This window comes from Floridaenema aerugineum BLCC-F46 (assembly GCF_041929345.1).
Classification (GTDB): Bacteria; Cyanobacteriota; Cyanobacteriia; order Cyanobacteriales; family Aerosakkonemataceae; genus Floridanema; species Floridanema aerugineum.
In genome coordinates, this window is sequence record NZ_JBHFNQ010000013.1 from 1 (window position 1) to 15845 (window position 15845).

A 15845-nucleotide genomic window follows, 5' to 3' on the forward strand; every position below is an offset into this window, starting at 1 on the left:
CGCTTCAGCGCTCTTGTCCCAGTAGCGCTGAAGCGCAACAACGTACTGTTATAACGTACTTTTATATTTCACCAGGAAAAGTTATTGTAAAGGTTGAGCCAACACCTAGTTCAGAAACAACCTTAATTTCACCTTGTAAAAGTTTGATTAATCGAGCAACGATCGCTAATCCTAAACCTGTACTTTGCTCATCTCGACGATGAAGATTAGAACTTGCTCGCATAAAGGGTTCAAATATCCGAGTTAAATCTTTTTGGGGAATACCAATTCCGGTATCACTGATAATAATAGACCATTGCCGATCGTCATGGGATAAACATTCTAATTGGATGAAACCTCGATCGGTGTAGCGAATGGCATTACTAAGAAGATTAGTTAAAATTTGTTGTAAACGAAAGATATCTGTGGTTACTTTATTAGGGGCGCGATCGCATTCTATTTTTAATTCTAAATTCTTCGCTTGAGCTAATGGTTCAATTGTGGCAACTACATCTTTTATTACTTGTTTAACATCGATACAAGCAAGATTTAACTGGATTTTCCCAGCCTCAGAGCTAGACAATTCTAAAGCATCATTAATTAAGCGCAACAATAACCTACCAGATTGCAGCACTCGCTCAATATTCCGTAAATTTGGCACTGTTAGGTGAACATCTACAGCTTGCTTTTGCTGGCGCAGAAATAAGTCTGAATAACCAATAATTGAAGTTAAAGGTGTTTTTAATTCATGAGCCATATAAGATAGACTATCTTTACTAGTACGGAGCAACCGAGTCAGTTCTTGGTTAGTCAGAATTAGCTGACTTCTTACCTGTTCTAGCTCTTTAACTCGCTGTTGCACATAACTTGTATAACATTGAGAAATTGCTTCATCTATTACGGCATCAAGAGTGCGAATAGTTCTGAGAATTTCTTCAGGAGAACCTGGCAAAAGCTGAGGTTCTAAAACTGAAAAAATAATTCGGCGCAATATTTGGTATTCCCAAGCAATTTCTGCGGCATTATATCCTTCATTAGCACGGGCGCTACCATGCTCTAAACTAGCAGAAGCAACGATTTCATAACTCTCGCTTCCCTGATGAGCTAATGCTTTGACCATTCCGTTTAAAAGTACTGGCATAGAATCTTTTAATGCTGTTTCTGATAAATCAGCTGAACTTTCTATGCGCGAGTCTTGGCGAACAGCAGCTTCCCAACGTTCTAAAATTGTATCGATTTGGTCAGTGAGTATTTCGCTTGCGTCAAACATTTCCCCTGTATTGATTTGAAATTTCTGTGTACTTTTAGGCTAAACTGTGGAAATAGAAGGAAACTTCTGGCAAAAGATAGGTCTTTACCAGAGGTAGATGAGTTAGGATAAGCCCAGTGTCTTTTAAGAGTTGCTAGTTAAATAAGATTGATGCGGTACTCTCTCTTAAGTAGGTTTCGAGGTGCTTTTTTAGGCACTGTATTTGGAGAAATTTTGGGTGCTTATGGCGATTCTTGGCAACTAGGCACAAGACAACAGAATCAGCAACCTTATAGTACAGGACGTTTGGTGGTACGTGGTACTGAAGGTTTGATTCGGAGTGGCAGGTTGGATTTAGCCCATTGGTGTGAAGCTTCAGAATCAACTAATGAGAATGAATCAGAAAAACGCGAGGGAATTTTAATAAAGGAAACTAATTTGGGGAGTGTTACTACTCCTGCTTATCCGGGAATTAAAAGAACTAGTGGTGATATTAGGGCGATTATTTCTACAGTACCAGTGGCGCTATTTTTCCATGAAGATGAGGCGAAGTTAAGGCAAAATTTGCAACAGGTGGCGGATGTTTGGCAAGATGATTCGGTGTTGAAAGATGGAACTTTAGCGATCGGATATGCGATCGCTCTTGCCTTAAAAGAAAAACTTAATCCCGATACCTTAATTAGGGAAACTATTAATTATTTGGATGTGGAAACTTCCTTAGTTCAGCAACTTAGACAAGTGGAAGTTTTATTAGCAGCAGGTGCTGGATTAGAAACTACTTTAAAAACTTTAATTCCTCGTGGTGTTACTGCGCCAACTCATACTCCAGTAGCGTTAGCTTTTTACTGTTTTTTAAGTACGATTGAAGATTTGAGACTTTCGGTAATGCGGGCGGCGAGATGTCCAAAAGCACAGGTAACAAGTGCGATCGTAGGTGCATTATCTGGTACATTCAACAGTATAGCTGGTGTACCTGTGGCATGGCGCTTAGCATTAGGAAAACAACCTGTAGATAACTCGCCTTTAATGCAACTTTGGGGACTTAATTCGGAAGCTGAATTATTAAGATTGGCAGCCCGTCTTTTAGCAGCTTGGTCAGGGGTTTATAATGCAGATAAGTTTCTTATCGATCCAACCCAAGTTTCAGCTATTGCTGCGCCAAAAGTGATCAAACCACGTTAGAAAAGGCAGAAGTCAGAAGGCAGAAGGCAGAAGGAAAAGAAGGGAAAATGTAGGGGTGGGTTTAGTAGATAAGTCTGCAATCACAGCAAAAGAATTAAATCACAAAACCCGCCCTTGTAGAGTTTTTAGTTAAGGCAGAAGGGTAGTAATTTACTTTTAGATTTACAATTTGGTTGTCTAGTGTTTTTTAAGGATGAGAGTTACTGTGTCAGAAGAAAGAAATCCGCAACTTCCTCCTACTACTGCTATCCAAAACTTGCTTCAGATAACACCTGGCGCTTGGTTTGAATATCCGGTAAGAGTGCAACCACATCATACTGATTATGGTGGGGTTGTTTGGCATGGTACTTATCTTGCTTGGTTGGAAGAAGCTAGGGTAGAATGTTTGCGATCGATCGGCGTTGATTTTGCTGATTTGGTTGCATTAGGTTGCGATTTACCAGTTGTCGAACTTTCGATTCGTTATCATCGACCATTAAGATTAGGAATGACCGCAGTTGTCAAAGCAAAAATGACAGAAGTCGATGGTGTAAGGTTGAATTGGGATAACCAAATTCAGTCTTTAGATGGCGAAGAATTGTATGTGACAGCTAGGGTGACTTTGGTAGCAATTGACAGAGAAAAAGGTAAAATTATGCGTCAATTACCTCCCGTTGTACAAAGTGCTTTTGCGAAGTTGACTGGAAAAGTTTAAATAAAGGTACGTTGTTGCGCTTTAGCGCTAAAGCGCAACAACGTACCTCCATTTATTTAGTTGGTTGCTGCCAAATTAGTTGGGGAAGTTCGATGATTTTTTGCCAAAGTTGACTAGGGCCGATGCCAAAGATTAGTTGTAATATTAAAACAAGTAGGGCGATCGTAATAGCAGTTTGTATGGTTGCTTTGACAACTTTAATCAACCAAGTAAAAACTAAAAAGGTGACGATTAAAGCAGCGATTAAAATGATTAATTCTATAGGCATGGGTAATTTTTAATTACTTTTTTTACTTGTTGATAGAAAGCTATTGGCTGAGAACGACATCAGCTTCCTGCATAGTCGGGATTTGCTATTTTAATTGCATCAAGTGGGTAATCGTCGTCCTCAGTGTAGGCATTGTTTAGTTGATTCCTTGACAAGCATAACCAAGCTTCCTGTTCTGCGACATCGACATTCAGCCGTTGCGTTAGTTCCTGATGCAAAGCTAGGTAATGATGGTAATCATTTGCCCATTCTATAAATAGAGCATCATCTGGCAATAATCCCTGATTATATAGGTTAAAAAATTCTTCAGACTCCATTTTTTGCTGGTTTTCATACAAGCTTAGTCGCTTGGCAACAGCAACTAAGGCATCTAATGGTGATGTATATTGAATAGTTTGTTTACGCATTGGCTTTTTTCACTTTGTTTCTAATAAAATTAGCGATCGCTCTTTCCCTACTTTACTCTGAATAAAAACGATCGCTAGTTTTAAAATTGTTCGCTAGAGACGTTGTATACAACGTCTCTACAATCTCGAAGCTACCTGTGCAATAATCGGCTGATTTTGACTGACTAACTTACTAACTGCCAAAACTTCTTGTCTTGCCCATTGATCTGCTGCTAAAATGTCATCTAAAGAGGGGTTTTGTTGATGATCTGTGCGATGGCGATCGCAAACCCATTCAATACAACGAGGAATATCTAAAAATCCAATCTTTTCATCCAAAAATAGAGCCACAGCTTGTTCATTTGCCGCATTTAAAACCGCAGGCATCGAACCACCAGCACGACCAGCTGCATAAGCTAATTGCATACAAGGATATTTTTTATGGTCTGGTTCGCGGAAAGTTAAACTGCCAGCTTTTACCAAATCTAATCTTTCCCAATCTGTATAAATTCTTTCCGGCCAAGACATCGCATAAAGCAAAGGTAAGCGCATATCAGGCCAACCTAATTGCGCTAAAACCGAAGTATCTTGTAACTCAATTAAAGAGTGAATAATACTTTGGGGATGGATGACTATTTCGATATCATCGTAATCCGCACCAAACAAATAATGTGCTTCAATTACTTCTAAACCTTTGTTCATTAAAGTAGCAGAATCAATGGTGATTTTGCGACCCATTGACCAGTTAGGATGTTTTAAAGCATCGGAAACTTTGGCTTCGGCTAATTTTTCTACAGGCCAATCTCGAAACGCACCACCGGAAGCTGTTAAAATAATTTTCTTTAAGCCGCCTTTGGGAACTCCTTGCAAACATTGGAAAATTGCCGAATGTTCTGAGTCAGCTGGCAACAGTTTTACGCCGTGTTTCTCGACTAAAGGATTAACTACAGGGCCACCAGCAATTAAAGTTTCTTTATTAGCTAAAGCGATGTCTTTTCCTGCTTCAATGGCAGCAATTGTGGGTAACAAGCCAGCACAGCCGACAATTCCGGTAACTACCGCTTCCGAGTCGCCGTAACGTGCAACTTCAATGATTCCGGCATCCCCAGCTAATAAAATCGGTTGGGGGTCGAGGTCAGCAATTGCTGCTTTCAATTCCGGGAGTTTGTCTTCGTCGCAAATTGCCACTATTTCCGGTCGAAATTGGCGAACTTGCTGTGCCAACATTTCTACATTGCGTCCAGCGGCTAACCCGACAAGGCGAAATTTGTCTGGGTGCTGGGAGACGATATCGAGTGTTTGAGTACCGATCGAACCTGTAGAACCAAGAAGTGTAATCGCTTTCACAATCTTTTAATAAACCGCAACTTCAATCACTATAAAGGTTATTGTGTCCAGATCCCCTCCAGATCCCCGACTTCTTCAAGAAGTCGGGGATCTAAAGCACAAAGTTACTCGTTTACAAGTGACGCTTGATACGAAAATCTTTAACTTATGTCAAGATTTAGTGAAATTTTTAATTTTTTCACATATCCTGACAAATATCTCTCATTTAATTTTGCCGAATTTAGGGTAGGGAATTGCACCTACACCAACAATTGAGTCGCCAGTAAGTAGCGACTTCAGGAAGATTTTTTGCACCAAAATTTAACAAAGGCGAGGTAAATTATGTCTCAAGAATGTGCCATTAGCTCTCAAGAATGTGCCGCACGCTTTTTTAAAGCTATTCAAAAAGATGATGCTTTAAAAGCAAAACTCAGGGCTACAGATGATCCAGAAACTTTTGTAAGTATTGCCGCAGAACGGGGTTATAATTTCACAGTTGAACAACTGCAAGCGGAAATTGAAAAATTGTCACCTGAAGAAATGGCATCTGTAATTAATCCTGGTGTTGGCCCTCGGCGGCATTTAGTACCAAGGTAAGATGTAGAATATTACCAGAATTCAGAATCTAGAATCCAGAATTGTTTCTATTCTGAGTTTTAGATTCTGAATTCTTTAGTATAGGGCAGGAATGGCTTATGTCAGTGATGACAAAAGAGGTGCAGGAAAAGTTAAATTATCGGGTTGTTCACGCAATACCCGGACGCATTCGCATTCGCATTCCTCGATTAGTTGATGATGCGGAATATGCGAATAAACTTAAACATTTAATCGCTGCTTTGGATTTTGTTAGTTATGTAAGGATTAATCCGACAGCTAGTTCTTTAGTAGTAGAATACAATTATAATTTTCATCAAAGCTTTGTAGAGAAAATTGAAGAACGAATTTTTAGGACGATCGCTTCCGTTGAACAATTACCAAGTCAAGTAGAAGAAATTGTATCGGAAGATTTAGCTGCTGTAATTAATCCAGGAGTTAGCCCTAGACATCATCTGAGGCGAAGATAAAAGTAACTTCTAACAGGATGTTTTAAATTCGATCCCCCTAAATCCCCCTTAACAAGGGGGACTTGGAATTCGATCCCCCTAAATCCCCCTTAACAAGGGGGACTTTGAGTTCGGTTCCCCCCTTAACAAGGGAGGTTAGCTCAGATCTTGCAGCAGGGGAGGTAGAACCTCCCAGATCCTCGTTCCCAGGTTCAACCTGGGAACGAAAAATGGAGGCTCTGCCTCTTGGTGCAAGATCTGAGTTAGGGGGGAATCCCCCTTAATAAGGGGGACTTGGAATTCGATCCCCCTAAATCCCCCTTAATAAGGGGGACTTGGAATTCGATCCCCCTAAATCCCCCTTAATAAGGGGGACTTGGAATTCGATCCCCCTAAATCCCCCTTAATAAGGGGGACTTTGAGTTCGATCCCCCTAAATCCCCCTTAATAAGGGGGACTTTGAGTTCGATCCCCCTAAATCCCCCTTAATAAGGGGGACTTTGAGTTCGGTTCCCCCCTTGTTAAGGGGGGTTAGGGGGGATCATCCAGGGCATAAAATCGCAACCGATCGCTTTTCAAACAATCTCTAAGAATTTTTGACGATCATTTTCTCTAATGCTATTTGTAAATCTTGAGTGAGATCGTTTACAGCTTTGCGACGACTAGCTTTATAAGTATCCCAACGATCGGAAACAGAAAGGGAATTTCCGATCGCCATTTCCACTCTTTGTTTACCTAATTTGGGACGTTTAAAAGGATTACCTCCTTTGATGCGAGTTAACATATCCCACAATAGTAAAGTTGTTTCAGCAAACCTTTCTACAGAAGGTTTTTCGTAAACATATTTACCTGTGACGGCAACAAAACTTTCTACTAATCTCATGTGCCACATTCGCAAAGATGCTTCTTCGGCAATGCGATCGGCTAAACCTTTTTCTAGGGGTGATAATGCTTCTAAATTCTTGATATCTTCGCGATAAATCCAATCCCATCCTGCTTGTTCTAATCTGCGACAGCGATCGATCACATTGCCTTTAGCCGGAATATTAAAACTCTCTTCTGCTACTTTTAATGCTGTGTCTAATAATGCTTGTAACTTCAAAAATAAAAGTTCGCTTGGGTTACTAACTGAAGATGGGGGAATTTCCAGGAGAGTTTTATGATAAAACTTGGTGTAAAAACCTTCCATTAATCCAAGTATATGAAATCCCAAACGATACAATCTTTTATATAAAATTGCTTCTCTTTCGCTGCTAAATTTCACCCCATCTGTGGGGACATCAACTGCTGATTTTTCGGATAAACCACTATCAATTTCTAATTGAGTTAGCAACTTTTCTAAAGATGCCCAAGGCGGATTTATATAGTGATATTGAATTCCTATTGGCACAAGGAAAACTTCTTCAGAACGTTTCGCTGCTAACAAGTCTTCTACACACCAAAAACCCATTTGGGCAATTCCGGGTTCAATGGGACTAACTATTTCATTATGCCCATTTGTGGCACCTTCTGGAGATGCCATCATGGGAAATTGTCCATCAACAAATAGTTGGCGAATTGAACGTAACCCCGCCCGATCTAACTTACCTCGATGGATAGGAGTTCCACCCAATTGAGAATAAAGCCAACCGATAAAAGAACCCGCCCAAAGAGGAATTCCGCGATCGTAAATAAAATGTGCGATCGTCGGTTTTTGTAATGAAATACCCTGTTGTTTAGCTGCTTTGGGCAATAATTTGGTTAAGAGATACATTAAAGGGTAAGGATCGTCAACGCTGGGGTGACGAAATGCCATTAAAAAGCGGATTTTGTTTGACTGAAATTGCTGATATAAATCAACTAAAGTGTCTAAGTTTTCGGCTTTTATTTCGGCTATATTAGTGCGCGATCGCAACCAAAGCGGCAACACAAACTCGCAACTTTGGAAAACCAAAGGATTGAAGTTTGGCGGAATAAATTCTAAGGGTGGTTGAACTTGAATATTAGTAGTCATTGCTAGTTTAATCTAAATTATTCCCAGTTTTGTAATTCAGTAATCCAGTTTCTTAATAAAGTTGTTAGCTGTTCTCTGCGAGTTTCAAAGTTAGCAGCTATCCAAATAAACACAATGCCAACCAATAAACCGATTAACCATTTAAAAAATGAGTAACGGAAGTTAAGAATTACTAACTGATTAAAGGCATTGATTAAAAAGGTGATAGTTCCAATATACAGAAAAGCGCGGGTTCTGAGAGCTAATCCGGCGAAAATTGCTACTATACTTAGGATACCAGAACCTAGCCCCGTCCATTGTTCTGTCCACAGGGAAACTAAACAAATTGTACCAATTCCTAAACAGCGTAAGTAATGACGGTTTTCTCTTTGTTCTGGTTGGTTTAAAGTTGGATCGACTTGGGCGATATATAGCAAAGATAAACCAACAGGAATAACATACCACAAAGCATTTGTGAGTCGTAAATCTAAAAACCAACGCCACAATGTCCAGTTAATTAATGCTGCGCTAATGTAAGAGAAACGGATTTGGCGATCGAGCCAAGCAATGATAATATAAAATCCGGCTGCGATTAGTAAACTTAGGGGATGGACAATTGTGCGAGTTTCCCAAATAATTACTAAAGGCCAAACAATTGCTGCTACTAACCAAGGTCTTTTAGGCCAACCCCAATTTTGCCAAGGTAAGATATAGAAAAAGTATGCCACAACGCAAGCGATCGCCACTCGAAAAGGTTTCAAAGGATCGGAAAATAACACTTCGACTGGCGTACCTTGCCAATAAAATCTAATCGCCGCAGCTTCTAAAAGTCCCAAATAAACCCAAGTTTCTCCCAGGTTTAAATTAGGATTGTTGCGCCCTTGTAAAATGGCATATTGAATTAAAAATAAACCTACACCTAATCCGACAAATCTACTACCTTGAATTGGGTTTATAATTGCATACATTAATAAAAAGCTACTCCAAGCCCAATGTAAATGGGCAATTATTTTTAATTCTTCTTGTGTAATTGGTAAATATCGCAACAACCAAGGCGATAACACTCGATAAGCGTACATAATACCAGTACCAAGCGCCGCCATTGCAATTAAACCATCGCCAAATCCTCCTTTATCTGATTGTAAAAGTTGATAAAATAGTAATTCGTAAGCTGAAGCGGAAACACCGAATAAACCCAAATAAAGTAAAGGTTTGAAATCTGCTTTGCGTCTACCGATTCCAATAGCAATTAAAGAAATTGCCATTGAACTTAAACCTGTCCAATTAGCCAAATTACCTGTACGTAAAATCCCGCCTAAAATGCCATAAATTAACGGAACGATATGCAAACTGACAGGGAATCTTTCTGCGCCAACTTTGCGTCGCCACCAATCACCTAAAAGCTGAGTTGTTAAACCTAAAGCAATATTAGCTATGCTTAAATTAATTAAAGAACGACCAACAAAACCTATAATTTCTGCCGTTAAAAGTTCCAAACTCCAAGCTAAAGCAAAGATTGCCAAATTAGTTGGTTGTTGCCAATTTCGATAAGCAATAGCAATAAAAATGAGAATTATGGCGATTAAAACGGGGATTGAAGGGGGAAGAAATCCTGAATAAAGGCTGGCGGAATGGAAAGTTAGCAGCAATAGTTCAAAACCACAAAGAACAGTTGCCCATTTGTCAGTTGCTTCGGTGTAAACTCTAGCTAAAGTAGTGCTTTTGCTAGCAAGAAAGCTGCGATATAACCATAGTATATTAATAGCGATCGCCAAAGCAATCAACCAAGCTGGTATAGCCTCTCTCGGAAATCCTAAAAATCTATCCCAAAGCAATTGTCCAAAGAACCCAAAAGCGAAACAAAGAGTAATTATTGCCGATAATAAATGTTGTAAATAGCGAGTATTTACAAACATCAATATTGTAGCTAAACCGAAACAAAATAATCTAGTTTCGGGAAAGGGAAACAGCAAAACTTGCGCCAAAACATTAGCAGCTATACTTAAGGAAGCCGCTAATTCTCGGCGCGAACTTCCGCTAAAAGTTGCTACGCCAGTCAGCGCCAAAGGTGTAATTAACCATAGCAAACTCGGTATAGGATTATTATCATTAATATTGAGAGTAATTGTATAAGTTAATGCTGCTAAAAATAAACCTAAATGCCACGAACTGCGCCGCCAATTTTGTTGGGGACTGGGGATTGGGGATTGGGGTAGGGGCGATTCATGAATCGCCCCTACGACTGGGATGTTGCTGATACTAAATATAAATTCTGTTACCATTAAACCTTGTAAAATTGCCATCCAGATATTTACATTTATTTTGGGCAATAGATAGTTAATGGTTGAGGTAATTGTTAGTAAACCAGAAATGTGAGTTAGGTAAACTAAAGCTGTGCGGGGGCGTTTGTGAGTGACAAATGCTAAGGTTAGGGTGGAGGCTAGGAGATTTAGCGATCGCAACAAAGGATTAAGTAAACTAATTAAAGTCAATATCAAACCTAAAACTAAAGCTATTCCTTCGCCAAACCATACTAAATCAAGTTTCTGACGTTTATCTAACCAATTAGTCACTCCCACAATAAAAATTACATAAGGGAATAACACCACACCTAACAAAGTGTAAGAGTGACTTTCTGCATTAGCTAATTGAAGGGCTGTATTAACTAAACTTTGTTGAATGTTGACAGGAACTAACCGCCAAAACAAGAAAATTGCCTGAAAACCGATTAACAAAAAAGCTGCTAAATCAAACTTGCGCCAAAATCGTTTTAACCGACTATCAAAAAACCATAAATCAATTCCACTTACTGCTAAAGCTTGTCCGGGAAACTCATATACTGAAACAAACCAACCTAAAAATATTAAACCTCCTCCTAATAATTCCCAGTTTATTTGAGAAAAGGGTGGTGCAGAAGTTAAAGGATTTGGTCTTTGTTGGGATAACCAAGCCAAAAGCCAGCCACAAATTCCGATCGCTAAACCTAATTGGGTAATTTCTACAGGAGTTCTGGTTAAGAAAATTGCCCGAATTAATAAAACTGCTACTGCATAAATTACCGATGTAGTTACTCTTTGATGGAAGGCGATCGCTAATTGATTATTCTCCCCTGATTCTTCTCGCCTTCCCCAATTTCGGTAAGTATAAACAGTCGCTAAACTAGTACCAACAATTCCTAAATAAACAGCAATTAACGGAAAGCTGCGAAAAGCCCAACCCCAGTGTAAATAACTTAATCCTAAATAGTTAACTAATCCCAAACCGTTATGATAGGAACGCTGAGGTTGTAAAATTAAAATAGTAATTCCTGTAAGGGCAACAGAAGCAATTCCTACTGTTAGCCATTCCCATAAATTTCCCCACAAGCCAAAACCATCCATTGCCCAAAAATTCACAGGTACTAAACATAAAGTTACCGCCTGCAAAGTTTGGGCTGTTAATCGTAAATTACTTTGTTTACCCGCCCAAAAACTGACTAACCAAAAAATCAAAGTATAACCTAGTAAAATTCCGTACTGTCCAAAAGAGGGAAATTTTTCCCATTGAGTAGCCGCCAACAGCCCGGAGGAAACTACCACCATGAAAACACCTAAAAATAGCAGCCACCTGACGCTAAGTTCCGCCATGAGTGACTGTAAAATGCGGTTAATTCGGCTTGGTGGTTCCTGAGTCGTCGCTTTTGTTCTAGGAGTTGCAGTTTCCGCAGCCACAGGAACAACGAGATCTGACTCATTGCGGCTGTTCGTTGCCGGAACGGTTGCTGTCGCAGTTACTTGTGGTAAACGACAACTCAAGTATTGCCGAGATATTTCTTTGACTTGGGTATCAGTCAACAAACCCAGGCGCAACAAAGCATCTAAACCTGCCAAAAGTTCTGGATCAGAGGAACTGGCGGTGATTTCTATTTTTACGAAGCGAGGATTTGAGGATGACATGAGTTGGCTACCACAGATAGAAACCCAATCTTGGCCTTATATCAAATGATATTCGCTGTCTTTTGGGAGAACACGACATTTGCTATGCCAGTTAAATAGCTGTCTGAAATTTAGTTTCAGAATAAATTGGGAAAAATACGTATAAAACGAGTCTAATGGTAACGCTTTGTTAAATAAGTATTGCCAATCAGTTGGGTATTTGTCACTATAATTACCCAGATTGCAGAGCTTACCTGTGGAATAGTTACTATAAATAACAGCATAATTATCTAGACTCTTCTTAGCAAAATCTTTATAAAGCTTGGTAGTCCGGGAAAAATATGTAAAGTTTTGGTAAATTATCACCTTTTAGTGATTGTTTAAATTTTGGGAATGTAGTACACCTTTATCTATACTGTTGCACCTGAAGGTTGAAATAGCATTACCTGTTGTGCAAAGGTGCATCTGTGTATTATTTTTAGCACGTTTTGTTGAGAATCGGTATGCTTTCAGACCTAACTTATCCAACCCAAAATACAGATAAAGCGTTCAAATTCTTAGAAAAGAATACTTCTTTTTTACGCTCCTTGGTAGCCAACTGCCAAAATGATATCGATCAATTAACAACAATTATAGAGCCAATTTTAAATGCTCCTAAACGTTGTGAAGTAGCGCCTTTTTATATTCAGGCAGTGACTACAGGGAAGTCAACTTTTTTAGTAACTAATCTTTCCCATGCGGAAACGGTGCAGATTATCGATCATTCAGAACGATGGCTAATTGGACGGAGTAAATCAGATTGTTCGATCGCTATTCCTGACCTTTCCATCTCTCGTTGTCACGCTATTCTTGGTCACGAAGCTGGAAACAAATTTTTTATTAAAGATGCTGGCAGCAGAAACGGGACTAAAGTTAATAATAAACGATTAACGAGTTTAGAAAGTTCCTTGCTTAAAGACGGCGACTTAATAGAATTTGGATTAATGCAAGTAGAATTTTTTATCACTAGTTTTCTAGAAGAAAATGATGATGTTTGGGTGAATAGTGAAAATGTTAGAAATGAAGGTTTATTCGTATAAAAGCTCTTTGCAGAAGTTTGCTGTTAAAGCTTTCTTCTGCAAAGAGCTAACCAACTTTGTATAACCAAAGTTCTGCTCATAAATTTTGTTAAGTAGCTGTTGCTTGTGCTGTTTGATCGCTGGTTTCTTCAAACTTAATCACATCTTGGCGCGGATCGACGTAGCTGACGCGAACATCTAAGCGATCGCCCAACTGAACCGATCGCCTAAAGCCCATCGGCAACTCTAAACCCAAATCTTCCAACAGAATTAAACCTAACCTGTCATCTTCCCTTAACCAACGCAGCAACAAAGCTTGCCAAACTTGTCCAGGGTTGCGCCGCAAATATTCTAACGCCCAATAACGATGAGTTTGACGTTCCACCAAACTAGCTTCTTGCGTCACCATTGACACACTCATCATCACTTCCCTTAACTCATCTGCGGAAAAAGGCAACGGATCGCCCCGCAAATGCGCTTTAATTTGGAAATGAGCCAACAAATCGCTGTAACGGCGAATCGGAGAAGTTACCTGACTGTAAGTATCCAACCCCAAACTAGCGTGACGTGCCGGAGTAATGCTAATCTCACTACGAGGCATACAACGCCGCATCGCGCAAGCACGGGCAGGCCCAGCCGGAAGCAGCAATAACTCTTCTTCTGAAGGCAGTTCTGGTTGTGGTTGACTGCGGAAAGGCAAAGCTAACCCATGTTCTTGACCATAACGGGCGGCTACTTCCCCGGTCAAAATCATCATTTCCGCAACCATCACACGAGATTGCGAGTCATCCAAAACTTGAATATGGATCTCGTCATCTTCCACCTTAATCAGTCCTTCGGGCAAATTAATTGTAATTGCCCCTTGAGACTGTCGCCAAGCTTGCCTAATTTGGGCAGCTTTGGCGATCGCAGTTAATTCCGGTTCCGCTGGTACTGCCAGATCCAGCATCTCATCTACATCTTCGTAAGTCAGCCGATAAGTCGGCTTAATAATCGTCGGATGAATACTGTACTCTTGCACTGCCCCAGTTTCATCCAAAATTACCCCAAAACTTAAGGCGTTGCAGATTTTCCCCTGTACCAAACTCATTGGCCCTGTTGCCAACTCTGTGGGGAACATGGGAATCATTCCTGTAGGCAAATATAACGTAGTGCTACGCCGTCTTGCTTCCAGGTCTAATTCATCTCCCGGCATTACCCAACGACTAGGGTCAGCAATATGTATCCACAAACGTCCCCTACCGTCGGGGAGTTTTTCCCAACTCAAACCATCATCTATTTCCGTAGTACTCTCGTCATCAATGGTATAAACCTTGAGTTTGGTGAGATCCAAGCGATCGCTATCCGGGTCTGGGGGAGGAGTATCAATACGCTGCTGAGCCACTTCTAGCACCTTATTTGAAAAGTGAACTGGAATCTGACTGCGCCGGAGAAACAGGTTTTCATGGTAACTCCACAATCCCAATTTCACCAACAAATCAAAAGCCGCTTGTGGGTTTGTTGGTAATTCTAGAGCAGCCAAAGTTTCCTGGGCTAAAGCTCGCCCAGTAGCTTCCTCTCCTAGTATGACGTACCTTTCTAACGCATCAATACGATTACGATATCTAGTTTCGGAAAATGCTTCGCGGACGCTACTGTAAGATTCTAATGGTTTACCAGCGATTACTTGCTGTACAAGGCTTAAAAACTCTTCTGACTCGCGTTTCCGTTGTTCAGCTACTTCTATTTGGTGTTTAATTTCTCCCACCAAAGTTGCCGAACGTGGTTCGTAGCGATCGCTCTTTTGCTTAAAATAAATCTTGTCTTCCGACAGGAGGTAATATGCTGCATAACACTGAGCCTGTGTTTGCTCCGAATACAGCAACATTGCCATCCCTGGAATATTTACACTTTCTCCGGTTTCTGCCAAAATTTCCCAAGCCACTTCTAAACTTGTTGGGTCGAGATAAGTCTCTACCTCTTTGCGAAACTGCGGAATTTCTTTTGGCTGGTAAGTTGCACCGTTAACTTCGTAAGTGATTTGCCGGGGGTGAATATTGTAAGATTGACCGCGATCGTCAACTACAATCCAGTTAGTTTTGCCATCTGGACGTTCCGCAACGGCTAAGCGCCGTTCTCCATGTAATCTAAATTCAACCAGCCTTCCCTTTTCCACAATTGCCAAAATCCCCAGACTGTAAATATTTGGTAGGGGCAATTTATGAATTGCACCTTTGTAGGGGTAATTCATGAATTACCCCTACAAAGGTAGAATTCAGAATTACCCCTACTCATCTATTTTTGGTTTAACCTTCTTGGTTAATAAATGGCAACAATGCCAGAATCCTTGCTCGCTTGATGGCAATAGTCAAATCTCTTTGCTGTTTAGCTGTCAAACCAGTGATTCGGCGTGGCAAAATTTTACCGCGCTCGGTGATAAACTTGCGGAGCAAATCCACATCTTTATAGTCGATGGGTTCGCTTGGCTTAATCGGAGATAGGCGACGACGAAAATATGTCATGGTCAATTTTCCTTGGCAATAGTTCCTTGGGTCATTGGTCGCTAGTTAGAGGTAACTATGACTAATGACTATTTGATTTCTTTGTGAACGGTATGTTTGTTACAGTGGGGGCAGAATTTTTTCAGTTCTAGCCTCGCCGTCGTGTTACGACGATTTTTTGCTGTGGTATACCGAGAAACACCGGGCGATCGCTTTTCCGGGTTCGTGCGACATTCGGTGCATTCCAATGTCACAATGATGCGAACACCTTTAGCCATAATTTTACAAACTCTA

At 40.3% G+C, this 15845-nt stretch carries 13 protein-coding genes and 1 pseudogene; 5 read left to right on the forward strand and 9 right to left on the reverse strand.

Features of this window, described 5'->3' with window-relative positions:
• Nucleotides 1–61: 61 nt before the first annotated feature.
• Nucleotides 62–1249 carry a sensor histidine kinase gene (locus ACE1CC_RS01120; RefSeq protein ID WP_413268637.1) on the reverse strand — a complete coding sequence of 396 codons (1188 nt, stop codon included), beginning with the start codon at nt 1247–1249 and terminating at the stop codon, nt 62–64.
• A 150-nt stretch (nt 1250–1399) separates the two neighbouring features.
• Between ACE1CC_RS01120 and ACE1CC_RS01125 the strand changes: the two genes are divergently transcribed.
• Nucleotides 1400–2410 (forward strand): ADP-ribosylglycohydrolase family protein, encoded by a 1011-nt coding sequence (locus tag ACE1CC_RS01125; RefSeq protein WP_413268638.1) that lies wholly within the window; start codon nt 1400–1402, stop codon nt 2408–2410.
• A 205-nt stretch (nt 2411–2615) separates the two neighbouring features.
• The gene (locus ACE1CC_RS01130) at nt 2616–3104 is read left to right on the forward strand and encodes an acyl-CoA thioesterase (protein WP_459563778.1); all 489 of its coding nucleotides are present in this window, start codon (nt 2616–2618) and stop codon (nt 3102–3104) included.
• A gap of 52 nt (nt 3105–3156) precedes the next feature.
• Here the strand turns inward: ACE1CC_RS01130 and ACE1CC_RS01135 are convergent, their stop codons facing one another.
• The 3 genes and pseudogenes from ACE1CC_RS01135 to dxr all read right to left on the reverse strand — a co-directional run bounded on the left by ACE1CC_RS01135 (nt 3157) and on the right by dxr (nt 5105).
• Nucleotides 3157–3372 (reverse strand): hypothetical protein, encoded by a 216-nt coding sequence (locus ACE1CC_RS01135; RefSeq protein ID WP_413268640.1) that lies wholly within the window; start codon nt 3370–3372, stop codon nt 3157–3159.
• 188 nt (nt 3373–3560) lie between these two features.
• Nucleotides 3561–3779, reverse strand: a pseudogene (gene tumA / locus ACE1CC_RS36680) (antitoxin TumA); the annotation flags it as partial.
• A gap of 117 nt (nt 3780–3896) precedes the next feature.
• On the reverse strand, nt 3897–5105 hold the full coding sequence (gene dxr / locus ACE1CC_RS01145; RefSeq protein WP_413268642.1) for a 1-deoxy-D-xylulose-5-phosphate reductoisomerase: 1209 nt from the start codon (nt 5103–5105) through the stop codon (nt 3897–3899).
• 321 nt (nt 5106–5426) lie between these two features.
• Between dxr and ACE1CC_RS01150 the strand changes: the two genes are divergently transcribed.
• Nucleotides 5427–5681 carry a Nif11-like leader peptide family natural product precursor gene (locus tag ACE1CC_RS01150; protein ID WP_413268643.1) on the forward strand — a complete coding sequence of 85 codons (255 nt, stop codon included), beginning with the start codon at nt 5427–5429 and terminating at the stop codon, nt 5679–5681.
• Between the two features lie 98 nt (nt 5682–5779).
• Nucleotides 5780–6148: an HMA2 domain-containing protein gene (locus ACE1CC_RS01155; protein ID WP_413268644.1), complete on the forward strand. Its 369-nt coding sequence runs from the start codon at nt 5780–5782 to the stop codon at nt 6146–6148.
• 565 nt (nt 6149–6713) lie between these two features.
• On the opposite strand, the gene ACE1CC_RS01160 is transcribed toward ACE1CC_RS01155, so the two are convergent.
• Both ACE1CC_RS01160 and ACE1CC_RS01165 read right to left on the reverse strand, forming a co-directional pair.
• Nucleotides 6714–8120, reverse strand: coding sequence for a 1-acyl-sn-glycerol-3-phosphate acyltransferase (locus ACE1CC_RS01160; RefSeq protein ID WP_413268645.1), 1407 nt, complete (start codon nt 8118–8120; stop codon nt 6714–6716).
• Between the two features lie 17 nt (nt 8121–8137).
• Nucleotides 8138–12034 (reverse strand): hypothetical protein, encoded by a 3897-nt coding sequence (locus tag ACE1CC_RS01165; RefSeq protein WP_413268646.1) that lies wholly within the window; start codon nt 12032–12034, stop codon nt 8138–8140.
• A 482-nt stretch (nt 12035–12516) separates the two neighbouring features.
• On the opposite strand from ACE1CC_RS01165, the gene ACE1CC_RS01170 reads away from it, so the two are divergent.
• Nucleotides 12517–13092: an FHA domain-containing protein gene (locus tag ACE1CC_RS01170; RefSeq protein ID WP_413268647.1), complete on the forward strand. Its 576-nt coding sequence runs from the start codon at nt 12517–12519 to the stop codon at nt 13090–13092.
• A gap of 88 nt (nt 13093–13180) precedes the next feature.
• Here ACE1CC_RS01170 and ACE1CC_RS01175 read toward each other — a convergent pair whose 3' ends face one another.
• The 3 genes from ACE1CC_RS01175 to rpmG all read right to left on the reverse strand — a co-directional run bounded on the left by ACE1CC_RS01175 (nt 13181) and on the right by rpmG (nt 15829).
• Nucleotides 13181–15226, reverse strand: a complete 2046-nt coding sequence (locus tag ACE1CC_RS01175) for a ribonuclease catalytic domain-containing protein (RefSeq protein ID WP_413268774.1) — start codon at nt 15224–15226, stop codon at nt 13181–13183.
• A 130-nt stretch (nt 15227–15356) separates the two neighbouring features.
• Entirely contained in the window at nt 15357–15572 is a 216-nt protein-coding gene (gene rpsR / locus ACE1CC_RS01180) for a 30S ribosomal protein S18 (protein WP_073594967.1), read from the reverse strand.
• A gap of 68 nt (nt 15573–15640) precedes the next feature.
• Complete coding sequence (gene rpmG, locus ACE1CC_RS01185; protein WP_073594966.1) at nt 15641–15829, reverse strand: 50S ribosomal protein L33; 189 nt, start codon at nt 15827–15829, stop codon at nt 15641–15643.
• Between the last annotated feature and the right edge of the window lie 16 nt (nt 15830–15845).